The 21,934-nt window shown below is 58.9% G+C and carries 19 protein-coding genes; 12 read left to right on the forward strand and 7 right to left on the reverse strand.

Going from position 1 to position 21,934, the window contains the following annotated elements:
* Positions 1–82: 82 nt before the first annotated feature.
* Positions 83–493, reverse strand: a complete 411-nt coding sequence (locus tag ABG996_RS01830) for a peptide deformylase (protein ID WP_347478225.1) — start codon at positions 491–493, stop codon at positions 83–85.
* Positions 494–697: 204 nt separating this feature from the next.
* Between ABG996_RS01830 and ABG996_RS01835 the strand changes: the two genes are divergently transcribed.
* Both ABG996_RS01835 and ABG996_RS01840 read left to right on the forward strand, forming a co-directional pair.
* The gene (locus tag ABG996_RS01835) at positions 698–2,110 is read left to right on the forward strand and encodes an MFS transporter (RefSeq protein ID WP_347478226.1); all 1,413 of its coding nucleotides are present in this window, start codon (positions 698–700) and stop codon (positions 2,108–2,110) included.
* A gap of 152 nt (positions 2,111–2,262) precedes the next feature.
* Positions 2,263–3,174, forward strand: a complete 912-nt coding sequence (locus tag ABG996_RS01840) for a hypothetical protein (protein ID WP_347478227.1) — start codon at positions 2,263–2,265, stop codon at positions 3,172–3,174.
* Between the two features lie 346 nt (positions 3,175–3,520).
* On the opposite strand, the gene pdxT is transcribed toward ABG996_RS01840, so the two are convergent.
* Together pdxT and pdxS are read right to left on the reverse strand one after the other, a co-directional pair.
* Complete coding sequence (gene pdxT / locus ABG996_RS01845) at positions 3,521–4,108, reverse strand: pyridoxal 5'-phosphate synthase glutaminase subunit PdxT (protein WP_347478228.1); 588 nt, start codon at positions 4,106–4,108, stop codon at positions 3,521–3,523.
* A gap of 20 nt (positions 4,109–4,128) precedes the next feature.
* Positions 4,129–5,019, reverse strand: a complete 891-nt coding sequence (pdxS, locus tag ABG996_RS01850) for a pyridoxal 5'-phosphate synthase lyase subunit PdxS (RefSeq protein WP_022094325.1) — start codon at positions 5,017–5,019, stop codon at positions 4,129–4,131.
* A gap of 145 nt (positions 5,020–5,164) precedes the next feature.
* Between pdxS and pdxR the strand changes: the two genes are divergently transcribed.
* Together pdxR and ABG996_RS01860 are read left to right on the forward strand one after the other, a co-directional pair.
* Positions 5,165–6,604, forward strand: a complete 1,440-nt coding sequence (pdxR, locus tag ABG996_RS01855) for a MocR-like pyridoxine biosynthesis transcription factor PdxR (RefSeq protein ID WP_347478229.1) — start codon at positions 5,165–5,167, stop codon at positions 6,602–6,604.
* A 536-nt stretch (positions 6,605–7,140) separates the two neighbouring features.
* Positions 7,141–8,022, forward strand: a complete 882-nt coding sequence (locus ABG996_RS01860) for a hypothetical protein (RefSeq protein ID WP_196032164.1) — start codon at positions 7,141–7,143, stop codon at positions 8,020–8,022.
* A 241-nt stretch (positions 8,023–8,263) separates the two neighbouring features.
* Here the strand turns inward: ABG996_RS01860 and ABG996_RS01865 are convergent, their stop codons facing one another.
* Entirely contained in the window at positions 8,264–8,824 is a 561-nt protein-coding gene (locus tag ABG996_RS01865) for a ferritin family protein (RefSeq protein WP_022094328.1), read from the reverse strand.
* A gap of 256 nt (positions 8,825–9,080) precedes the next feature.
* On the opposite strand from ABG996_RS01865, the gene ABG996_RS01870 reads away from it, so the two are divergent.
* The 6 genes from ABG996_RS01870 (at position 9,081) to ABG996_RS01895 (ending at position 15,147) form a co-directional block, all read left to right on the forward strand.
* Positions 9,081–10,301, forward strand: a complete 1,221-nt coding sequence (locus ABG996_RS01870; RefSeq protein WP_347478230.1) for an iron-containing alcohol dehydrogenase — start codon at positions 9,081–9,083, stop codon at positions 10,299–10,301.
* Positions 10,302–10,309: 8 nt separating this feature from the next.
* Positions 10,310–11,689: an aldehyde dehydrogenase gene (locus ABG996_RS01875; RefSeq protein WP_196032168.1), complete on the forward strand. Its 1,380-nt coding sequence runs from the start codon at positions 10,310–10,312 to the stop codon at positions 11,687–11,689.
* Positions 11,690–12,114: 425 nt separating this feature from the next.
* On the forward strand, positions 12,115–12,441 hold the full coding sequence (locus ABG996_RS01880) for an HIRAN domain-containing protein (protein WP_347478231.1): 327 nt from the start codon (positions 12,115–12,117) through the stop codon (positions 12,439–12,441).
* Between the two features lie 18 nt (positions 12,442–12,459).
* Complete coding sequence (locus tag ABG996_RS01885) at positions 12,460–12,639, forward strand: hypothetical protein (protein WP_161115329.1); 180 nt, start codon at positions 12,460–12,462, stop codon at positions 12,637–12,639.
* A 66-nt stretch (positions 12,640–12,705) separates the two neighbouring features.
* Entirely contained in the window at positions 12,706–13,251 is a 546-nt protein-coding gene (locus ABG996_RS01890; protein ID WP_138340675.1) for a metallophosphoesterase, read from the forward strand.
* Positions 13,252–13,389: 138 nt separating this feature from the next.
* Positions 13,390–15,147, forward strand: coding sequence for a DUF2130 domain-containing protein (locus tag ABG996_RS01895; protein WP_347500962.1), 1,758 nt, complete (start codon positions 13,390–13,392; stop codon positions 15,145–15,147).
* Between the two features lie 74 nt (positions 15,148–15,221).
* Here ABG996_RS01895 and ABG996_RS01900 read toward each other — a convergent pair whose 3' ends face one another.
* The 3 genes from ABG996_RS01900 to ABG996_RS01910 all read right to left on the reverse strand — a co-directional run bounded on the left by ABG996_RS01900 (position 15,222) and on the right by ABG996_RS01910 (position 20,043).
* A complete protein-coding gene (locus ABG996_RS01900) occupies positions 15,222–17,903 on the reverse strand; it encodes a DEAD/DEAH box helicase (protein WP_347478233.1) in 2,682 nt (893 codons plus the stop codon).
* Positions 17,904–18,213: 310 nt separating this feature from the next.
* Positions 18,214–19,053 carry a tRNA (guanine(46)-N(7))-methyltransferase TrmB gene (gene trmB, locus ABG996_RS01905; RefSeq protein ID WP_347478234.1) on the reverse strand — a complete coding sequence of 280 codons (840 nt, stop codon included), beginning with the start codon at positions 19,051–19,053 and terminating at the stop codon, positions 18,214–18,216.
* 117 nt (positions 19,054–19,170) lie between these two features.
* The gene (locus ABG996_RS01910) at positions 19,171–20,043 is read right to left on the reverse strand and encodes a class I SAM-dependent methyltransferase (protein WP_022094355.1); all 873 of its coding nucleotides are present in this window, start codon (positions 20,041–20,043) and stop codon (positions 19,171–19,173) included.
* 267 nt (positions 20,044–20,310) lie between these two features.
* Here ABG996_RS01910 and ABG996_RS01915 point away from each other — a divergent pair, with 267 nt between their 5' ends.
* Positions 20,311–21,027 carry a helix-turn-helix domain-containing protein gene (locus ABG996_RS01915; RefSeq protein ID WP_347478235.1) on the forward strand — a complete coding sequence of 239 codons (717 nt, stop codon included), beginning with the start codon at positions 20,311–20,313 and terminating at the stop codon, positions 21,025–21,027.
* A complete protein-coding gene (locus ABG996_RS01920) occupies positions 21,027–21,923 on the forward strand; it encodes a DUF4097 family beta strand repeat-containing protein (RefSeq protein WP_196032181.1) in 897 nt (298 codons plus the stop codon). Before ABG996_RS01915 ends, ABG996_RS01920 begins: the two co-directional genes overlap by 1 nt.
* Positions 21,924–21,934 lie beyond the last annotated feature (11 nt).

The following is a 21,934-nucleotide window of genomic DNA, read 5'->3' on the forward strand; positions in this document are numbered from 1 at the left end:
ATAGTGTCTGTCGTGTGCTCAACCGGCATCGTTATCACGATCCGCATTTAACGGAGCAAAGCTGGTTATTTTTGTTGGCTGTCTAAATAACGATTCCGCAACAGTGGTCGATTTCGTGTTGGATGATTTCGGCGGTGTAGCCCGAGAAATTTTTGATGCGGTGGACGAAGTTCTCGTCCAAATACTCAACCTTAATGCGGCGATAGCGGGTACAGGGACGCTCGCCGATCAGCGAGAGGCATCCTTCGCTCGTCTGATAGGCATTGACGTGCTCAAGAATTTGAGGGTTGTACATGAGCAGCGCCATGTTGCCGTCCTTTACGCAGATGATGCGTTTGCGCACGCCGATCATGTTGGCGGCGAGCCCCACGCACTCGTGCTCATGCTCGTGGAGCGTATCTAGGAGGTCTTGCCCGGTCACGGCGTCGTCGGGCCCTGCGTCTTCGGAAGGCAGGCGCAAAAAGAACTCGGATTTCATGATGGGCTTAATCATGGCGGGCTCCTCATGTCTTATGCTATCGTGGACTTTTAATAATAGCGCGGAAGGAAAGCTACGCGTCCGTGTTACAATCTTTCGACGTTGGACCATGTTGCCAGATTCGTCGTGTGCGGCGTTTGGCGTAAGTCTAGGGCTCATTTTCGCCCTGGACCGTTCCTCTGGGGCGATGCGATTGTCGTTCTAAGAGGAAGGAATTTCATGGGGACCAAATCCCAAAAGCAAACTCAATCACCGTCGACGACCTCGGCGATTCTCGTCGTAATGTATGTTGCGGCCTTTGTTGCCGCGTTTAACGAGAACATCATTAATGTGGCGTTGCACGACATTATGGCGGCCTTTTCGGTGAGTGCCACCACGGCGCAGTGGCTCGTTTCGGGCTACATGATCGTGACGTCGATCTTTACGGCCATCATGGCCTTTCTGTCCGGCCGTTTCTCGACGCGCAAGCTGCTGTTTTTTGCATGCGGATGCATGGTCGCCGGTGAAGTCCTGTGCCTGGTCGCTCCGTCGTTTAGCGTTTTGCTGCCAAGCCGTATTTTGCAGGCTGCGGGATCGGGCATCTTGTTCCCGCTCATGATGAACGTGGTGCTGTCTTGCGCCCCGCGCGAGAAGCTCGGTCTGTATCTGAGCCTGGGCGGTGCCTGCATTACGCTAGGGCCGGCGTTTGGACCCGTGATCAGCGGTCTTATGTGCACGTTGTTTGGCTGGAGGGCGGTGTTCGTAGTGCCGCTGGTGGGCGGCATTGCGGTCGCTGCGGCGGGCGTAAAGCATGTTCAGAATGTCGGAGAGCGCTCGAACACCACGCTCGATATTCTGTCGGTTGTTTTACTCGCCGCCGGCATTACGGCATTTGTGTATTCCGTAGGCGAGTTCTCGACCAATCTGATTGCTGGCATCGTGACGCTCTTCGCCGCCATGGTGCTGCTCGGCCTGTTTGCGGCCCGCCAGCTCAAGCTCGAGCATCCGGTGCTTAACGTGCGTCCCATGGCGAGCGTTCGTTTTTGGCCTGCGTGTCTGCTTGTGGTGGTGTCGATGATGACGACGTTTTCGATGAGCGTTTTGTTGCCGCTCTATTTTGAGGGCGCATACGGAATGACAGCACTTGTTGCGGGCTTGCTCATTTTGCCAGCGATTGCCTGCAACGCCGTGACCTCGATTGTGGGCGGACGAGTGATGGACGCCCGTGGCGCATGGCCGCTGCTACCGATTGGCTTTGCCCTGATTGCCGTGGGACAGACTGCCATCTCGATGACGGCGGCAAGCATGGACATCGGCGTCGTCGTGGCGCTGACCGTTGTGGTGTATGCCGGAGTCGGTTTGGTGCTAAGCCCCTCGCAGACGGCCGGCTTGGAGACGCTGCCTGCCGCCGAGCATCCTCACGGAACAGCATTGCTCAACACGTGGAACATGATTGCCGCATCGTTTGGCCCGTCGCTGTTTATCGGTCTGCTTTCGAGTTCTGCGGCGACTGCCGGCGCCGCTGGCGTTGCGACCGACGTTGCCCAGGCGATTGGATTTGCGACAGCCGTGCGTGTGGCGGCTGTAATTGCCTTGGTCGGATTTGTGGTATCGGTTGTGTACGCTCGCCGCGAGTCGCACATGTCGCATTAATGTGTGCACATAGATTCTGCAGCTAGATTGGATGGCGACACCATAAACTAATGGACGTTTTGCCGAGAGGCATGAATGTTTAAAGCGCAAAGAGTGCGCGACGGGCCCCGCGAATGGGGCGATGATGCCCGAGAGGGCCAAGAAGGAGTCTCATGTCCGAGAACGAAGAGATTATGAACGAGACCGAGAACGAGACCATGGCTGCCGAGGTCGAGGCAGTCGAGACCGTGGAGACCGAAGCTGCCGAGGTTGAGGCTGCTGACGAGGTTTCCGCCGAGGAGGAGGCCGAGGTTGTCGAGGCCGCCGCTGATTACGATGACGAAGAGCTGATGGACAAGATGCAGAAGGCCGCCCGCCTGCTGCGTAGCCGTCGCTTTGCTATTTCTAAAGAGGAGGAGGCCAAGGCCGAGCGCATGGCGAACATCGAGCGCGCCATCAAGCTCCTTGACCTCAAGCCCAAGATGGAGCAGAAGGAAATGTCCGACCTGTTGGGCATGCGCCTTCGTGAGCTCGATGGCCTGATGGCCGAGGCCGAGGCTGCCGATCTGGTTGGCCGCATCGACGACGCCGAGGGCGATATGCGCAAGATCGTTGTCTTCGCTGCCGAGGATGCCGCTGAGGGCCTGGTCGAGCTTGCCAACAAGAAGGAGAAGCTCCTGCCTGAGCTTTCTTACGAGGAGGCCACCGAGCTGATGGCCGCTCTCGATAAGGTCATCGCTCCGCTCGTCGCCATGGGCCTGGACGAGGACCGCGGTCCTCGCGGCGGTCGTGACGATCGCGGTGGCCGTGGCGGCGACCGCGGCGGTCGCGGCGGCTTTGGCGAACGCGGTGGCCGTGGCGGCGACCGCGGCGGTCGCGGTGGCGATCGTGGCGGCCGTGGCGGCTTTGGTGACCGTGGCGGCGACCGTGGCGGTCGCGGCGGCTTTGGTGGCAACCGTGGTGGCTATGGCGATCGCGGTGGCAACCGTGGCGGCTTCGGCGGCAACCGCGGTAACGACCGCGGCGGTCGCGGCGGCGATCGTGGCGGCCGCAACGGCGGCGGCTTCCGCGGCAACCGCTTCTAGGGGTTACGCGGTTCTACGAACCGCGTAACTAGTTGACGCTGCGCGTCTCCCAGAGCGACAATTTGTCATTCAAAAGGCAGGGCATGACCAGAAGGTCTATGCCCTGCCTTTTTCATGCCAACTTGTTCGCTCTGGGAGGCGCTCGCTGTCGTTGCCAAAGCATCGGCATTGCCATGATCCAGATCTGCTAAAAGATAGTCGTTGGGGACGTTCTTGTTTGACCAGTCGTTTAAGAACGTCCCCAACGACTACATAGCATGAGAGTGGATAATCTCCCGGTTTGAGCCCATATTCATGCTCAAGGCTGGAGATTGTCCACTCTCGTTTCGTTTGTTGATTTCGATACCTACATTTGTAGGAACAGTTCGTGGAGGCGGGTGTCTTCGTCGAGTTCGGGGTGGAAGGTTACGCCGAGCTGGTTGCCCTGACGGGCGGCGACGATACGGCCGTCGACTTTCGCTAAGGCCTTGGCGTCGCCGTGGACCTCGACGATGCGGGGTGCACGGATAAATGTTAATGGCACTTCACCGTCGATGCCGGACACCTGGCCCTTGGTGCGAAAACTGCCGAGCTGTCTGCCATAAGCGTTGCGCTCAACGAGTACGTTCATGGTTGCTAGGCGCGGCGTTCCCTTATCGTCGTGTGCGGCAAGATCGCGCGCCAATAGAATCAAGCCGGCGCAGGTGCCAAGGACGGGCATGCCTTCAACAATGTGGGTGCGAAGCTCCTCGAGCATGCCCAGCTCATCAAGTAGCTTCCCTTGAACGGTAGACTCGCCGCCGGGAAGTACCAGACGGTCAAAGTCCTGCTTCAAATCAGCCGCCTGCCTCAGCTCAATACAACGTGCGCCCAGCTCGGACAGTCTTGCCTCGTGCTCGGCAAAAGCACCTTGGACCGCCAGCACGGCGACCGTCTGGTCTGCATAATCGCTCATGTGCGATCCTTTCTGCTGGACTAGCGCCCGCGTTCCTCCATGATGATCTCGATTTCGTCGGCGTTGATGCCCACCATGGCCTCGCCCAGGTCCTCCGAAAGCTCGGCGATGAGCTTAGCATCGGTGAAGTTTGCCACGGCCTTGACGATGGCGGCTGCGCGCTTGGCGGGGTCGCCGCTCTTAAAGATGCCCGAGCCGACAAAGACGCCTTCGGCGCCCAGCTGCATCATCAGCGCGGCGTCGGCGGGGGTCGCTACGCCGCCGGCGGCAAAGTTCACGACGGGAAGCTTACCCGTGGCATGGACCTCGCGCACCAGCTCGACCGGAACCTGCAGTTGCTTGGCTGCCTCAAAGAGCTCGTCGTCGCGCAGGGCAACTACGTCGCGGATCTGCTTTTGGATCTTGCGCATGTGACGCACGGCCTGAACGACGTCGCCCGTACCCGGCTCACCCTTGGTGCGAATCATCGTGGCGCCTTCGGCAACACGGCGCAGCGCCTCGCCCAGATCGCGGGCGCCGCAGACAAACGGCACGTCAAACTGGGTCTTGTCGATGTGATAGACGTCATCAGCAGGGGAGAGAACCTCGGACTCGTCGATGTAATCGATCTCGATGGCCTGAAGGACCTGCGCCTCGACAATGTGGCCGATGCGGCACTTGGCCATAACGGGGATGGAGACGGCCTCTTGGATGCCCTTGATCATCTTGGGGTCGCTCATGCGCGAGACACCGCCTGCGGCACGGATGTCGGCCGGGATGCGCTCGAGTGCCATGACGGCGCAGGCGCCTGCCTCCTCGGCGATGCGTGCCTGCTCGGGCGTGGTGACGTCCATGATGACGCCGCCCTTGAGCATCTGCGCGAGTTCGCGATTGAGTTTGACGCGATCGGCCTTGCTGGTCTGTTCTGCCATGGTTGCTCCCTTGGTTGGCATGTGCATTGCTTGACGGAACATCCTATCGGGGAGCTGGGTATGGCGAAATACTCAGTTTTCAAGATAATAACAAGGTCAGACTAATACCAGATTGAATGGCTTAATAAGGTCAGGTGATAGGCTCATGCTTGACTACAATTTGGAAAAACGCGGCGAAGCATCGCTTTATGAGTATGTTTACCAGAAAATTCGAGATGATATTGTTGCTGGACGTATTGCGGCGGGGGAGCATCTTCCGTCTAAGCGCGCCTTTGCCAGTCATCTGGGAATCAGTGTCATTACCATCGAGAATGCATATAGCCAGTTACTTGCCGAGGGCTATATTTGCTCAATGCCGCGTCGTGGCTACTACGCTTGCGAGCTTCCGGATGCACCGGTTTTGGCTTCGGCTGCGGAGGGCATCGACCGAGATGCCGCCTCTGCGGGTCCCAGCGCGCATGATGTCAACGGACAGGTCGAGCTATTCGATGCACTTTCTCCTTCCTCTTTGGAGGCGGCGCGGCTTTGGCAAAGCGCACTACGGGCGACGCTGGCATCCGAAGATGAGCGCGAAATCTTTTCGCCCGCACCGGCGCAGGGCACCGCTCGGCTGCGACGCGCAATTGCTCACCACCTGCGTGGGACAAGGGGCATGAATGTCGATCCCAATAACATTGTTATCGGCGCGGGCGCCCAGCTGCTCGATACCATGTTGGTTCAGTTGCTTGGCGCTGACAAGGTGTATGCCGTTGAGGACCCGGGCTATTTACGTCTGACGCGCATCTATCAGGCTATGGGCTGCAAAGTTCGACATATCCCGTTGGATGATGAGGGCGTGGACTTGAGCGCTCTGCAGAAAACCGGGACCGATGTACTTCATCTGATGCCGTCCCATCAGTATCCGACCGGCCTTGTGACGAGCATTGCGCGGCGCTATGCGCTTCTGAGCTGGGCCGCCGAGCGACCAGGTCGGTATCTCATCGAAGATGACTTTGATTGTGAGTTTCGCCTTGCCGGGAAGCCGATTCCCGCGCTCGCGTCGATCGATGCCGCCCAGTCGGTTATCTACACCAACACGTTTTCGAAGAGCCTTTCATCGGCGTTGCGTTTGGCGTACATGGTGTTGCCCGATGAGTTAATGGAGCGGTTTAGGCGCAACCTTGGTTTCTACGCCTCGTCGGTGAGCTCTGTTGATCAGGTCGCTTTGGCGCGTTTGCTGGAATCGGGTGATTACGAGCGACATGTGAACCGCGTGCGCGTTCGTGCTCGCGAGGCGCGTGATGGCCTGATGGCGCTTGTGCGGAAGGTATTTCCGGCAGGAGAGGTCTCGATCGAGCATGCAGACGCGGGCCTTTACTGTATCGTGGTTGCGGAGCGTGGAGCGGGCGGAAGCTCTTTTGTGCGGGCCCTCACGCGCTCGAGTATCCCTTTTGTCGATATCAGTGACTGTTATTGGTGTGCCGATGGCGCATCTGTCCTTGAAAACTTAAGTCAAATTCTTGTTCAGTATGACGATTTGAGTCCAAAAGCGCTAAATACCTTGGAATCGCAGCTAACGGGAGCACTCTGCAACCTAAGTGAGTAGGCTTTTGGAACTTTGGCGACCAGGCGGTTTTGTAACAAGCTATCTACCTGCGGTTGTGAAAAGCAGGATGACCGGGCTGCTCGGGATGTTCAAAAAAGTCTACTCACTTGTCGCGCAAAGCTTCTGCATGAGAAAAAATGGGGTTTCAACAGAACTTCGTCCAGCTCTCGGCAAGCTTTTGGCCAGTTGGGGAGGGCTGTTGAAAACTTGGCAGTCCGTTCGGCACCATTTTTGGCGCGTTCGCGCCAATGTGTGACTGACTGGGTTGAAATTTGTGTTTTCCTGTGCCTATGAAGGATCTACTTTGTGACATATCGGCTTTTAGGTACTGGCGTTTGCCTCCTCAAGTCCGCGCTTTGTGTCCGCCGCTTCCACGACCGGAAGAAGACCGGCAGCGATATGATCTCGCCCGCAACCCGACGGCTGCGGTCGCGCTCGGTTTTCCGTTGTATACATTGGTTCGGACGAGAAACAAACGGACTTGTCCTGCCAGCATTAGGCAGCGGCTGTTTCTTGGTGAGCTCCCCAGGGAATCCGTGCTGGAAACGGAGCATGGGTTTTTGGTTACGTCTCCTCTACTGACGACATTCATCATGTCGCGGCATCTGACGGATCTTCAGCTTCTTTTGGTATTGGCGGAGATGTGTGGCTTGTTTGCGGTGTGTGCCCTGCCGGCGGCACTTGAGGCGGAGCTTTCGCGTGCAATTGATTCGGGCGCGATTTCGACAACGGTCGGTTGGGTGCGCTGCCCGTCCGAGGACGGCACCGCCTCAAATTTATGGCGTCGAGACGCTTTGGTTTTGGGCGGAGACCTTGACCGTTTTTGTTCAGATGTTTGCGGGATGCGTTACGGCAATAGATTTATGGCGGTATCGCAACTCGTTCCATTGGGTGCCGCGTCGCCTTTTGAGGTCGAGGCGTATTTGTTGCTTGGACTGCCGCGAGCCCTGGGAGGCGAAGGTTTTTGCGGCATAGAGCTCAATGTCGAAGTGACGTTAAGCACAAGTGCTCGAGCGATTGTGGGAAAGTCCCGTGTGTATATCGATCTACTTCTGTCTTCGCCGGACGGCAGGCGACAGGTGGCCATTGAATGTCAGGGAAAGGCCTCGCACGGACGCGCAGGGGATGGCTTGCGTGACGCTGACCGCATGACGGCCCTTCAGGCCATGGGCTATGATGTACTTCTCCTGACACACAGACAGATATCCGATGAGGATAGATTCCGCGCGATCGTTAAGGCCGTATGCAGGATGCTCGATGCTGAATATCGCGATAAAAGCTCGGATGAGCAAAGGGCTGAGGCATTACTCCGGTCTGAACTATTCGTTGACTGGACAAAATTGGGAGTAATTGACGGAAAGACGCCCGTTAGACACAAAACAACTCGATCGTGGACGGTTGGGGAACTAAGTGAGTAGACTTTTGGCTTGATGGCGACCAGGCCGTTTTGCAACAAGTCATTTACCTGCGGCTTTATAAAGCATTTTGGACGGCGTGCTCGGCAAGTTCCAAAAAGTCTACTCACTTGGTTTTTGACGAGAAACCGATGTCGAAGGCGGTCCTATTTCAGGGCGTTTGCGAGTTCTCGAGACACAAAAAAAGCCCGAACCATGCGGTCCGGGCCTTATCGACCTAAAGATTATCTCTCAGGCGTTTGGCTTAGCCGAAGTAGCGCTTGAGCAGGCCGGCGAAAGCCTTGCCGTGGCGAGCTTCGTCGCGAGCCATCTCGTGCACGGTGTCGTGGATGGCATCGAGGCCGGCGGCCTTGGCACGCTTGGCAAGATCGGTCTTGCCGGCGGTGGCGCCGTTCTCGGCCTCAACGCGCATCTCGAGGTTCTTCTTGGTGGAGTCGGTCACGACCTCGCCCAGGAGCTCGGCGAACTTGGCGGCATGCTCGGCCTCCTCGTGGGCAGCCTTCTCCCAGTACAGGCCGATCTCGGGATAGCCCTCGCGATGAGCGACGCGAGCCATGGCCAGGTACATACCGACCTCGGAGCACTCGCCCTCAAAGTTGGCGCGCAGGTCGGCAACGATGTCCTCGGAGACGCCCTCCATCTTGGCGACGCCCACGACGTGCTCGGCAGCCCACTCGAGCTGACCCTCCTCCTGCTTCAGGAAGCGAGAACCGGGAACGCCGCACTGGGGGCACTTGAAGTCCTCGGGCAGCTGGTCGCCGTCGAACTCTTCCACATAACCGCAAACGGGGCAAACAAACTTCATGATTCGATCCTTTCGATCGATGGCGATTGTGCGCTCGTCCGGTCCCGTAAGGGCCCTCTCCGGACGTGCGTCTTGACGAGTCCTATTATCCATAAATGCAACCAAATGTGAAGCCTATTAGGAATGATTTTTAATAAAACAATTTTGAGATATGAAGATGTTGATTGATTAACGATTGGCAGGCCGTCTTTGACCGCCGCTGAGTACAATCGGTCGAGCAAATGTTGACCTATCAACAAATGAAGGAGTTTCCTTTATGCATCTAGCCCGTCGTGCCTGGTGCCGAACATATCAGACGGTTTTTCGCATTGCATTGCCGATCCTGCCCTATACCGAGCCGCGCATTTTAGAGCATGCCGAGGATGTGCCCGCGGTGCTTCAAAAGCGCTCGATCCAGAAGGTCCTTATCGTGACGGATCCCGGCATTGCCCGTCTGGGGCTCACGGCACCGCTCGAGACGGCGCTCGCATCCAGGGGGATTGGCGTTACGGTCTATGCCGAAACGCGTGCAAACCCCACGGTTTCAAACGTGGAAGAAGCGGCGTCCCTGTATCGAGAGAGCGGCTGCCGGGCCATTATCGGCTTTGGCGGTGGCTCGGCCATGGACTGTGCCAAGGGCGTGGGCGCACGCATTGCGCAGCCAAACAAGCCAATCAACAAGATGCGCGGCCTGCTGCGGATTCATCGTCGCCTGCCGCTGCTCATCGCCGTTCCCACTACCGCCGGTACGGGAAGCGAAGCCACGCTTGCGGCGGTAATTACCGATGACGGGACGCACTACAAATACCCCATTAACGACTTTGTGCTCATCCCGCGTTTTGCAGTCCACGACCCCGAGTTTACGTGCGGCTTGCCCGCTTCCATTACGGGGCAGACGGGCATGGACGCCCTGACGCATGCCGTTGAGGCCTTTATCGGGCGAAGCACCACGCCCTATACGCGCAAGATGGCGCGACAGGCGGTGCAGCTTATCCACGACAATTTGCTCGAGGCCTATGAGCATGGTGACGACATGTGCGCTCGTCGCAATATGCTTTTGGCGGCGTATAAGGCGGGCGTTGCGTTTACCCGCTCCTATGTCGGATATGTGCATGCCATCGCGCACAGTTTGGGCGGCCGATACGGAATTCCGCACGGTTTGGCCAACGCGATCATCCTGCCGCACATGCTTCGCGCTTATGGTGACGCCGCCGCCCCCAAGCTTGCCGATCTTGCTCACATGGCGGGCATTGCGCCGGCTACCGCGCAGGATAGTCTTGCGGCCGAGGCCTTTATCGATTGGGTCGACCGCATGAACGAGGCCCTGGGAATCCCCAAATATGTTTTGGGCATTCGCCACTCTGACATTCCCGAGATGGCGGCGCATGCCGATGCCGAGGCCAATCCGCTATACCCCGTTCCGCTTCTAATGGACCGCTTGGAGCTCGAGCATATGTACGAAGTCGTTGCAGGTGGTATGTTTGAGGACGAGAATTAGGAGGGTCCATGAACACCGAGGAAATTGCGCGCATCGTCGGCGATCAGCGCGCCTACTTTAAGACGCACGCCACGTTTGATGTCGATGCTCGACGTCGCGCGCTCGTGAGTTTACGCGATGCGGTGCGGGCCCACGAGGCCGATATCGCCCATGCGCTCAAGACCGATTTGGGGAAGTCGCATGACGAGGCCTATATGTGCGAGATTGGTACGTCGCTTTCCGAGATTCGACATCAGATCGCTCACGTGGCTCGATGGAGTCGTCCGCGCCTGCGTCCGTGCGATCTCGCTAACGCCGTGAGCGTGTGCAAAACGCAAGCCGTGCCCTATGGTGTCACACTCATCATGGCTCCGTGGAACTACCCGTTTTTGCTAACACTCGAGCCGCTCGCCGGCGCCCTTGCCGCGGGCAATACCGTGGTCATCAAGCCGAGTGCCTATGCTCCGGCATCGAGCGCGGTGCTCAAGCAAATCTGTGAAGAGGCATTTGATCCGTGCCTGGTGACGGTTGTCGAGGGCGGGCGCGCCGAAAACGAAGCGCTGCTCGATGAGTGCTGGGACAAGATCTTCTTTACCGGTAGCGTTCCGGTCGGCAAACTCGTCATGGAGCGCGCAAGTAAAAACCTTACGCCCGTGACGCTTGAGCTGGGCGGAAAGAGCCCCTGCATCGTGGATGCGACGGCAAACTTGAAGGTTGCGGCGCGGCGTATCGCCTTTGGTAAATGGCTCAACGTGGGGCAGACCTGCGTGGCGCCCGACTACCTGCTGGTCGATGCGCGCGTGCACGACGAGCTGCTGGACCTCATCAGGGAAGAGGCCCGCCGTATGTTTGGCGAGCATCCGCTCGATAACGAGGATTATGGGCATATCGTCAACGCCAAGCATTTTGCGCGCGTGCGTGGGCTGATCGATCCCGATAAGGTTGTGCTTGGAGGCACGGCGCGCGAGTCATCGCTCAAGATTGAGCCGACGATTTTGGACGGCGTGACCCCCGATGACGCCGTGATGCAGGAGGAGATTTTCGGCCCCATCTTGCCGGTGCTGACGTTTGAGAGCCTAGACGAGGCCGAGACGTTTATTACGGATCGTCCGACGCCGCTGGCTCTGTATATCTTTAGCCAGGATCGCGCAGTTCAGCAGCGCTTTGTGCGTTACGTGCCCTTTGGCGGCGGCTGCGTCAACGACACGATTATGCACTTGGCTACGAGCCATATGGGCTTTGGTGGCATGGGTGCGAGCGGTATGGGGCAGTACCATGGACGCGAGAGCTTCGATACGTTTAGCCACAAGAAGAGCATCGTGAACAAGGCAACGTGGCTGGACGTGCCATTCCGCTATGCTCCTTACGCAAGCTGGAAGCACAAGTTCGTGCGCATGTTTGTGCATTAGAAAAGGGCGCAGGTAATACGAACAAGTGTTCCTATTACCTGCATTTTGCGTTAGACTACTGTTATGGAGCACGGATGGGCCAACTCCCTTTAGAAGGGATTTGGTATGAACGTAAGCGATGTTATTTCGTTATTGGCGTTGTTGATTGCGGCTATCGAACTCGGTCTGTTTATCGGCCGAATGAAATAGCCGCCCCCGCGTAAGCGAAGACGGCCACTTCTCACGATGAAAACGTGTATCGGAGTTGGCAAGACCCGCGGCAACGGGTGCCATCCGTGTTCCTATCTTATCTGCAAGCGTTCTGTCGCGCAAGCGTTGAGGCAAACGATTGAAGGACGCAGACAGGATGTATTTGTGTCCGCACGGGACCGTAGACTTCTCAATAAGGTTACACACCGGTTTATCCGGCCGTTAGAGGAGCTGCTATGTACGAGCCTTCGCGTGTTCTTCTGTCATTTCACATTGCAGGATTTCAGTATACCGATGGCGCCTTGGTCTTGGGCGATCTTAAAGCGGGCGATAAACTGACGCTGTGTGCCGAGCGCGATAATCCCCATGACCCCGAGGCAGTTGCGATCTACTATGGCAAGACCAAACTTGGCTACGTTCCGGGAAACGAGGTTGGCCCACTGTCCTTGATGATGTATTACGGCCACGAGGACGTATTTGAGGCCCGCGTGCAACAGGTTGCCCCCGAGCGCAGCCTGTGGCATCAGGTGCGCGTTGGGCTCTATGTGGTGGATGCTCGCTAATCGGTATGGGAGACTGCCATGTTTGATGACGATGACCTGTTCGATCTGACAGACGATCCGTTTGAGTGGGATACGCTACTCGATGACGATGAGTTGGAGCGGGATCGTAAGAAGCGGCAGGGCAAGAACGCCCAGGGTGACGCTTCGAAAAAGCAAGACAAGCGCCGCCGCGGACTGTTCGGCGGGCTCTTTGGCTAACCGCCGCATCGCTGTGTCTGTATACTTAGCACGAGTTGGATGCATTGCGAAATGAGGGCATAGACGATGATGTGGTTTACCGCCGACCTGCACCTGGGCGATACGAATATCTTGCACGACATGGATCGACCGTTTGATTCGGTCGAGGAGATGAACCGCAAGGTCATCGATGCCATCAATGAGTGCGTGGCTGCGGACGACCGCCTCTATATCCTGGGAGACTTTACGTATCGCTTGCCCATGGCGGAGGCGGTGCGCCTGCGCGAGCGTATCGAATGCAAGAATGCGACGCTCATCCGCGGTAACCATGACGGCGACTGGGAAGATTCCGACGCCCCGCAAATTTGGGAAGACGTGCGCGATTACCTGGAGATTGCTCCCGGCTATGCCAAGGGCCATCGTCTGGTTATGAGCCACTACCCCATGCTCAGCTGGAACGGCAAGGCACGTGGCGCCATTATGCTGCATGGGCATATCCACAGCAGGGGTGACCGCACCAACGCACGCAACCGCGATCGCGAGCGCCCGATCCTGCGCTATGACGTTGGCCTTGATGCCAACGACTACAGACCCGTAAGCCGCGATCAAATCCTGGGCTTCTTTGGACTGTAATTCTCGAACCACCACAAAGGGGACAGGCACCTTTGTGGTGGTTCTGGCGCCGTTGCCATTATGGCGGCGGCGCCTTTTTTGTCCGCGTGGCGCGGTAGAGTGTAGGCGGTTGAAATTTGCGTCCATCGAGGAGCTGCTATGAACGAGATCAAGTGCCCGCATTGCGGCGAAGTTTTTAAGGTCGATGCGTCCGGCTATGCGGATATCGTCAAGCAAGTGCGCGATGCCGAGTTCTCGCGCGATCTTGATGAGCGCGTAGCGGCGGCTCGACGCGAGGGCGAGCAGGCGCTGGAGCTTGAGCGTTCGCGTTCGGCGTCTGCCCTGCAGGAGGCGGAGTCTCAACGCGACGCTCAGCTTGTCGAGCAGAAGAACACTGCGGATCAGAAACTGGCGCAAGAGGTTGCCAAGCGCGATGCTGAGCTTGCCGAGCTGCGCGCTAAGCTCGAGGGCGCTGCCGCAGAGCGCGAGAGTGCAAGCCAGCGCGCGGCGGTTGAGGCACGAGCCAATGCTCAAAAAGAGAATGCCGAACTCCAGCGTGAGATTGATAGCCTGCGTGCGCAGCTTGGGCGCAAAGATGACGAAGCAAAGCTTGCCGAGTCGGCGGCGCGCAACGCTGCTCAAAACGATTTAGCTGCACGCGACGCTCAGATTGCCGAGCTGCAGGCCAGGCTTGCCGCGGCGGACAAGGCCCAGGAGATGGCGCTTGCCGCTGCCGCGTCAGAGTCGCAGCGTGAGCTCGATGCCGCTCGCAGCGAGGCCGAGCGCGCGTTTGCTGACTATCGCGCGAAGGTGCAAGAGAAGTTTTCCGCCGCAAAGGCTCAGTCCGAGCAAGAGGCCGAGGGCCTGCGTGCCAAGCTGCGCGAGCAGGAACTGATGGCAAAAATGAACCTGTCAGAGGCGGTCGCCGCGGCGGAGCGAGAGCGCGATGAGGCGCGTGCCAAACTGACGAGCGAGCTGGCGGTGCGCGATTCTCGCGAGGAACAGGTCAAGGCGGCACACGAGCTCGAGCTTGCGCAGGCCAAGCGCGCGAGCGATGACCTGATTCGCTACAAGGACGAAGAGATTGAGCGCCTTAAGGACATGAAGGTCCGCCTGTCCACCAAGATGGTGGGCGAGTCGCTCGAGCAGCACTGCGAGACCGAGTTTAACCGTCTGCGCATGACGGCGTTTCCTAACGCGTACTTCGAGAAGGATAACGATGCGTCCGAGGGCACCAAGGGCGACTTTATCTTCCGCGAGTGCGACGCAAGCGGTAACGAGGTCATTTCGATTATGTTCGAGATGAAAAACGAGAACGACGAGACCGCGACCAAGCACAAAAACGAGGACTTCTTTAAGAAACTCGATCACGATCGTCGCCAGAAAGGCCGTGAGTACGCGGTGCTCTGCACACTGCTCGAGCCCGAAAGCGAGCTCTATAACGCAGGGATAGTCGACGTGAGTTACCGCTATGAGAAGATGTACGTGATCCGCCCGCAGTTCTTCATTCCCATGATCACGCTGCTGCGCAACGCCGCCATGGGTTCGCTGCGCTATAAGCAGGAGCTGGCGGAGTACAAGCAACAGAACATCGACGTCACGAACTTCGAGGCCAAGATGGAGAAGTTCAAGAACGACTTCGGCCGCAACTATGAGCTTGCGAGCCGTAAGTTCCAGACGGCGATCGAGGAGATTGACAAGACGATTAGCCATCTGCAGAAAACCAAGGAGGCATTGCTGTCCTCCGAGAACAATTTACGTCTAGCCAACAAGAAGGCCGACGATCTTACCATTCGCAAGCTCACCTGGGGCAACAAGACCATGAAGGCGGCGTTTGACGAGGCGCGCGGGGCTGCGACAGGGGCAAACGATGAGCCCGCCGAGGCGGATTCGTATGAGGTCGAGGATGCCGAGTAGGGGATAGCGTATAGTGCAAAAGCGGGGCCGCTGGCGATATTGCCAACGGCCCCGCTTCGTTCCAGTATGTACGGCTAGTCCTCGAGCAGGTCCTCGATAAAGCCGACGCGGTAGTTTTTGAAGATGACCTCGCCGCCGTCTTGCGTGGCATCCAGGTCGACATCGCCCATGATGCCAAAGTCGTGGTCGCCATCCTCGTCGGCAAAAATCTGGTGCACGTGCCACACGTGATCGGTCTTCTCGTCGCTCCCGTCGATGGTAAACATCGCGGCGCTGCGGGCATCTCCGTCGGTGAGGATTTCCTCGTGCTGCTCATGGTAGGCATCGAGCGCCTTTTGCCAGCGGACCTCGCTCATGCCCCAGTCCTCGTCGAGTTCGCCCAGGTCGCGAACGTGCTCGCGGGCGGCAAGGGTCACGCGGCGGAAGAGTGCGTTGCGCACCAGCAGCGTGCAGCCGCGACGGTCCGCAACGACCTCGTCGATGCCCTGCGGCGGCGCGGCGTCGAGGGCCGCCGGGTTGCCGGCGTTCTCCCACTCGTCCACCAGGCTCGAGTCGACCGAGTGCACCACAAAGCCGAGCCACGAAATGATGTCGCGCAAGCGCTCATCGCGCTTCTCAATGGGCACGGTGCGATCGAGGGAGCGGTAGGCCTCGGCTAGGTAGCGCAGCAGAATGCCCTCGGAGCGGGCGATGCCGAGCTTTTGGATATAGCCCTTAAAGTCGCTCGCGCTCTCCAACATGTCGCGCAGGACGCTCTTGGGCGAGAGCTGGTAGTCGTTGGCCCAAGGTACTTCCTGGCAGTACTTGTCGAAGGCGGCATCGAGCAAATCCTCGAGCGGCTTTTCGTAGGTGACATCCTGGATGCGCTCCAAGCGTTCCTCATATTCGACGCCGTCGGCTTTCATCTCGGCCATAGCGCGGTCGCGCGCGGCGCGCTCCTGCGCGCGCAGCACCTGCTTGGGATCCTCGAGCGTAGCCTCGACCATTGAGATCAGATCCATGGTATAGGTCTCACTCTCGGGGTCGAGCAGCTCCAGCGCGGCAAGCAAAAACGGCGAGAGCGGCTGGTCGAGCGCAAAGTCCTCGGGCAGGTCGACCGTCAGTGCATAGTCGATGTCTGGCGCGGCGTCAGTCGGGGCGTCGGGCGCGGGCGGCACCTCGGTGCGAACGACGACGCCGGAATCGATGAGCGTGGCGAAGATTTCGTCGGCGCGAACCTCGAGCTTGGTCTTTTCCTCGGGGGTCTGCAGGCTCGTCTCGATGAGGTCGTGTACGCGGACTCGGGCATCGCCGCCCTGCTCGACCACGCTAATCACCATGGAGTGCGTGATGCGAAGGCGCGGCTTGAGCGTCTCGGGCTGCGTCTCGATCAGGCGCTCAAAGGTCTGCTTGTTCCAGGTGACAAAGCCCTCGGGGGCCTTCTTCTTTTTAATCTTGCGGAGCTTCTTGGGGTCGTCGCCCGCCTTGGCCATGAGCTTGGCGTTCTCGATCTCGTGCTCGGGTGCCTCGGCAATCACCATGCCCTCGGTATCAAAGCCCGAGCGGCCGGCGCGACCAGCGATCTGGTGGAACTCGCGGGCGCGCAGACGACGCATCTTGTAGCCATCGAACTTGGTGAGCGCGGTGAGCACCACGGTGTGGATGGGTACGTTGATGCCGACGCCGAGCGTATCGGTGCCGCAGATGACGGGCAGCAGGCCCTGCTGCGCCAAACGCTCGACCAGCAGACGATAACGCGGCAGCATACCGGCGTGGTGCACGCCGACGCCGCAGCCAAGCAAACGCTTGAGGATCTTGCCGAAGGCCGTCGAGAAGCTCGTGCCCTTGGCCGCCTCCTTGATGGCCTCGCGCTGCTCCTTGCTGGCAATGCCAAAGTTGGCGAGCGACTGTGCCGTCGCAAGGGCGGCATCCTGGCTAAAGTGCACGATATAGAGCGGGGCCTCTCCGCCGCGCATCGCGAGCTCGACGGTGCCCTCGAGGGAGGTCGTCACGTAGTCGTAGCTCAGCGGCACGGGGCGTGGGGCATCGACGACCAAGTCGCAGGTAGCGCCGGTGTGTTCCTCGAGTGAGGCGGCGATGGCAGTGACATCGCCGAGCGTGGCGCTCATGAGCATGAATTGCGTGTGAGGCAGGGTGAGCAGTGGCACCTGCCAGGCCCAGCCGCGGTCGGGGTCGGCAAAATAGTGGAACTCGTCCATGGCGACGCAGCCCACGTCGGCGCCCTCGCCCTCGCGCAGTGCATCGTTGGCAAGGATTTCTGCCGTGCAGCAGATGACGGGCGCCTTGGTGTTGATATGCGTGTCGCCGGTGATCATGCCGACGTTATCGCGGCCGAGCACCTGCACAAGGTCGAAAAACTTTTCGCTGACCAGAGCCTTGATGGGGGCCGTGTAATAACAGCGCTTGCCCTGTGCCATGCCCATAAAGAGCATGCCTAGCGCGACAAGCGACTTGCCCGATCCGGTCGGTGTTCCCAAAATGACATGGTCACCGGCGGCTAGATCCATGAGGGCCTCTTCCTGGTGGTCCCACAGCTCAATACCGCGGTCGCTTGTCCATTCAAAGAAGCGTTCGAAGGCCTGATCGGGCGTGAGCCATGGTTCGGGCTCGCTACCATCCTCGGGCTCCCACCAGGTGGGGGAGAGCGCGCCGAGCGAGCCGAATTCGGCTTCGGTTCCCGTGCCGCCCGAGAACGAGCTGGCGGCGCCGGCGCCAGAAACGGTGCTGGCGGAAGTATCTGTCGTGGTCTGTGCCATGTGGTTGCTTTCTCTCGCCGTTTGTCCGCCAACTATTATGGCGTAGCAGCGGCGCGGGGTGCCAGCGCGCGAGAAAATGCAGGAAATGGGCGTTCTGCCCAGCCGTTTGGTGCAGTTGCCAGCTAAGTGAGTAGACTTTTTGCAATATCGCGAGCACATGGCTTTTGCGCAAGAGCTCTACCTGCGGTTTTAGTTTTCGTTATGCGGGTTGTGCTTGGCTATTGCAAAAAAGTCTACTCACTTAGGTTTGAGGGTCGTTCGCTGACGCCTATTTTCACTTGTTTGCCGACGCCGCGACCATCAGAAGCCCCTAGGACTCCTGCGGCAGGCGCTTCTTGCCTTTGCGGGCGCGGTTTCTAAAGTTCTCGACGGCCTCTTCCATGCCCAGAGGTACATAGGTGAGCGCATCGAGGTTTTCGGGCAGGTAGCAGGCAAGGCTTTGCTCCTGCGCGCGGCCCGCCGCGAGCTGTTCATCGCTGGGCTGCGCTCCAGGTGTGGCGCGAATGCCATAGACGGCGGCACCCATCTCGCGCGTGCGGCGCTCGTACTCGGTCTCGGGATGCTCGGGATGGTCGCGGCGTACGTCGTCACTTACCCAAAGCGTGTCGTAGCCGGCCGCGGCAAACTGTCCCAGGGCGTAATCGCGCAATGGTTTGCTGTCGGTGCGCAGCGTGACGGTGGCGTTGGCTGCAAAGAGCGGGCGGTAGAGCATCAAATGGTCGACATGGACGAGTCGTTTTTTGGCGTACTTGGCCTTGGGCTGCGGCGTGGGAAAGTTGATGGTGATGGCATCGAGCTCGCCTGCGGCAAATAGCTGTGGCAGCGATGCGGCGCCTCGGGGCAGGACGAGTGCGTTGGATAGCTCCTGCTCGCAGATTTTCTGCGCGGCATAGGCAATGCAGATGGGCTCCTGGTCCATGCCGATAAAGAGGGTGTTTGGCTCGTGGCCCGCGCGCTCTACAAGGTACGTTCCCTTGCCACAGCCAAGATCCAGGTGAAGGTGTTCGAAGGGCTTGCTGCCAGCTGGCGCACAAGCCTCGCGCCAATCTCCGGCATAAGCCTCGGGGTTCGTCTCGATCGCATCGGCGTAGCGCTCCAGGCGCTCCTCGAGCACAAAGTTCTTAGGCGTGCGAACGTGGACGGCTCCCATGAGGCTCCTTGGTCATAAATGCGAAACGCATGGCCGCGCGTTCCGTCAATGGGTTGAAAAGGGCGGGCATAGATTGCCCGAAAGATGTGGTGCGGCTCGGCGGCGAGTCGTCGGTGCCTACAGGCGCTTGAGAATCACATAGCGGTTGAGCTCGCCGCTACGACCGTCGGCATGGAAGCGCTCAAGCTCGCGCACGGGGACCTCGCCGCTCTTGTAGAACGTACGGACGCCGCGCACCAGGTCGGTGATCTGCTGATCGTCAAAGTGATGGCAATAGCGGTAGGCGTGGCGGTCGTTTTGCCAGCCGATGAGGTGGTCGCCGGCTTCAAACTGTGCGGAATCGTAACCCTCAAACGGCGGGGTGAGCTCGGCGCGGGCTTCGGCGCGAACAGCCTTGCGCGCCATGCGCTCGTCGTTCATAAACTCCCAAAAGCTGATGGCGATGATGCCGCCCGGGCGCGTCTGGCGCACCAGGGCGTCGAGCACGCGTACACGGTACTCGCACGACGGCACATGGTGCATAAAGCCAAAGCAGACCGAGATGTCGGCGAGCGGGGCGTCGAAAAGCACGTCGGGCGTCTCGGCGGGGTTGAGCTTCATAAGGGCGTCGAGCACGTCGAGTTCCTGGAAGTGCAGGTTGGGAATGCGCAGCGCGTGGCCATGTGCATCGATGGCCAGGTCTTGGCACGAGTCGACACCATAGAACTCAAACGGGCAGCTGGCATCTGCCGAGGGGTTTGCGCCATCGACGCCCTTGGCGGCAAGTGCGCCGCCGGCGGCAAAGTTCTCGAATCGCATATTGCCACAGGCAAGATCGAAGACGCGGACGGGATGCTCGATCGTGGCGACGTCGAGCTGTTCGAGCGCGATATCCATGGTGCGTACCCAGCCGGGCCACGGGGCCTGGCGCGTATCGGAAAAGGAAGCGGAGTGCTCGCGATAGAACGTGTTGTTGAGCTGGATGAGCGATGAGGCGAAATCGCGGTTCACGGCGCGGAACTCCCTCCGTTGGCGGTGCGGAATAAACAGTACGACCATACTACCGTTAACGCCGCAACGGGGACAACCAAGCTACGGGTCATTGCTTTGTTTGGACACATTTCCGCAGCTCATATGCGCCCGCAACCGCCGGTTGTCAAAAATCTCACTAGAATAGGTGGCATGCTTTTGGCGGTGGCGGATAGATTTTTAACTGTGCAAGGCGCCTTAAGAACAAAAGCGGTCCGGCGGTACGGCTGGCATCACATAGGAGGAACCATGAATGTAGAAACTGCGCAGCGGCTCGCCGACCTTCGCCGCAGCAAAGGCTTTAGTCAAGAAGGGCTGGCACGAAAGCTGGGACTGTCGCGCCAGGCGGTCAGTAAATGGGAGCGCGCGGAGAGCTCGCCCGATACCGAGAACCTGATCTCGCTCGCCAAACTCTATGGTGTGAGCCTGGACGAGCTGCTCAATCCGAGCGACGAGATCGAGGACGATATCGAGTTTGAGAACGAGGACCGCGCTCGTCAGCGCGAGGCCGAGGCGGCAGAGCGCGCACGCACCCATGAGGCGGCGGCACGAGCTACCGAGGCGGCAACACAGGCGAGTGACGCCGCCGCCAAGGCGGCGCAAGCGGCAAGCTGGAGTGCACAGGCCGCTAATGCCGCTACGGCGCAGGCGACGAGTGGCACCGCGGTTGGCTCGACTCCGGTGAAGGGCCCGTTCCAGTCGTTCCCGTATTGGGCCGTGTGCTGGCTACTGTTCTTTTTGCTGATGTTCCTGTTTGGTGCCGGCCCCTTTGCCGCACTGATCTTCTTTACGATTCCCATCTATCACTGGGTGGCACGTGCGCTCGATGGTGATTGGGCGCGTGGGGATATTCAGGTTGGCCCGGTACCGGCGGTCGCTAGGGCTCAGAATGTTTCCGCTCCGGTTGATACTGACGTGGCTACCGCGACTACCGCTGAGCCGATTGCCAAAGAGGGTGGTGAATGATGAAGCTTTCGCATGAATCCAAGGTACGCTTGGGCATTGGCATAGGAGCGTTTGCGCTCATCATCGGACTTGTCTTTGGCACTTCGCGGCTATTGGCTCATTCCGATATGGTACGTACGACCGGTATTCTATCTGGCCATTTGTCTGATTTTGACGATATGTTTGACGATGACGATCTCTTGGACGACGGCAGCTATTCCGCTCGGCCTCAGCAACTTTCGAGCATGACTTTTGATGCCGATGAGTTCCGCTACCTCGATTTCGATATCAATGCGGCTTCGGTGGACGTCAAGGTTGTTGATGGCAACAAGGCTCGTGTTATCGAGCGGGGGCGCGTTGCCAAGGGTATGGATGCCTCCAAGGTCGCGACGCAAAACATCGCATCCGTCGAGGACTCGACGCTCAAGGTTTTCCAGTTTGGAAGTGATGACGGTAAGGCAATCGATCGCTCGGTTACGGTTGAGCTGCCGCGCCGTGTTGCCGAACATCTGAAGGGAGTCAACGCGCACGTGGGCTCGGGTGATCTGCAGATTGCCGGTGTCACCTGTGATGGTTTCGACCTTTTCCTGGGTGCGGGAGATGTGGAGTTTACGGGCAGCGTGACTGATGCGCTCAGCGCTGAGGTCGGTTCGGGCGATGTGACATTCGAGCTCTACCAGGCCCCCGCGAAGTCGATGGACGTGAGTGTGGGCTCGGGCGATGTGGAGATGATGGTTCCGAACTCGACGGGCTTTAAGGCGAGCCTTACCTTGGGCAGCGGCGACTTCGAGAGCGATTTCCTTCCGCTTGGCTACGACGGCGAGACCATTTTGAATCTTGAATTCGATAACGGCGATAAGTCTGCTACGTATCGTTTTGAGGTCGGTTCGGGCGACATGTCATTTGATTCAGAGTGACGGGCGGTTAT

Source organism: Collinsella aerofaciens, assembly GCF_039836695.1.
GTDB lineage: Bacteria > Actinomycetota > Coriobacteriia > Coriobacteriales > Coriobacteriaceae > Collinsella > Collinsella aerofaciens_BD.

Bases quoted from the DNA above. Each gene is read 5' to 3' on its own strand.
- ABG996_RS01920 (WP_196032181.1), top strand. From the start codon at position 21,027: ATGAAGCTTTCGCATGAATCCAAGGTACGCTTGGGCATTGGCATAGGA.
- ABG996_RS01880 (WP_347478231.1), top strand. From the start codon at position 12,115: ATGTACGAGCCTTCGCGTGTTCTTCTGTCATTTCACATTGCAGGATTT.
- ABG996_RS01900 (WP_347478233.1), bottom strand. From the start codon at position 17,903: ATGGCACAGACCACGACAGATACTTCCGCCAGCACCGTTTCTGGCGCC.
- ABG996_RS01870 (WP_347478230.1), top strand. From the start codon at position 9,081: ATGCATCTAGCCCGTCGTGCCTGGTGCCGAACATATCAGACGGTTTTT.
- ABG996_RS01830 (WP_347478225.1), bottom strand. From the start codon at position 493: ATGATTAAGCCCATCATGAAATCCGAGTTCTTTTTGCGCCTGCCTTCC.
- pdxT (WP_347478228.1), bottom strand. From the start codon at position 4,108: ATGAGCGATTATGCAGACCAGACGGTCGCCGTGCTGGCGGTCCAAGGT.
- ABG996_RS01865 (WP_022094328.1), bottom strand. From the start codon at position 8,824: ATGAAGTTTGTTTGCCCCGTTTGCGGTTATGTGGAAGAGTTCGACGGC.
- pdxS (WP_022094325.1), bottom strand. From the start codon at position 5,019: ATGGCAGAACAGACCAGCAAGGCCGATCGCGTCAAACTCAATCGCGAA.
- ABG996_RS01895 (WP_347500962.1), top strand. From the start codon at position 13,390: ATGAACGAGATCAAGTGCCCGCATTGCGGCGAAGTTTTTAAGGTCGAT.
- trmB (WP_347478234.1), bottom strand. From the start codon at position 19,053: ATGGGAGCCGTCCACGTTCGCACGCCTAAGAACTTTGTGCTCGAGGAG.
- pdxR (WP_347478229.1), top strand. From the start codon at position 5,165: ATGCTTGACTACAATTTGGAAAAACGCGGCGAAGCATCGCTTTATGAG.
- ABG996_RS01890 (WP_138340675.1), top strand. From the start codon at position 12,706: ATGATGTGGTTTACCGCCGACCTGCACCTGGGCGATACGAATATCTTG.
- ABG996_RS01915 (WP_347478235.1), top strand. From the start codon at position 20,311: ATGAATGTAGAAACTGCGCAGCGGCTCGCCGACCTTCGCCGCAGCAAA.
- ABG996_RS01840 (WP_347478227.1), top strand. From the start codon at position 2,263: ATGTCCGAGAACGAAGAGATTATGAACGAGACCGAGAACGAGACCATG.
- ABG996_RS01885 (WP_161115329.1), top strand. From the start codon at position 12,460: ATGTTTGATGACGATGACCTGTTCGATCTGACAGACGATCCGTTTGAG.
- ABG996_RS01875 (WP_196032168.1), top strand. From the start codon at position 10,310: ATGAACACCGAGGAAATTGCGCGCATCGTCGGCGATCAGCGCGCCTAC.
- ABG996_RS01835 (WP_347478226.1), top strand. From the start codon at position 698: ATGGGGACCAAATCCCAAAAGCAAACTCAATCACCGTCGACGACCTCG.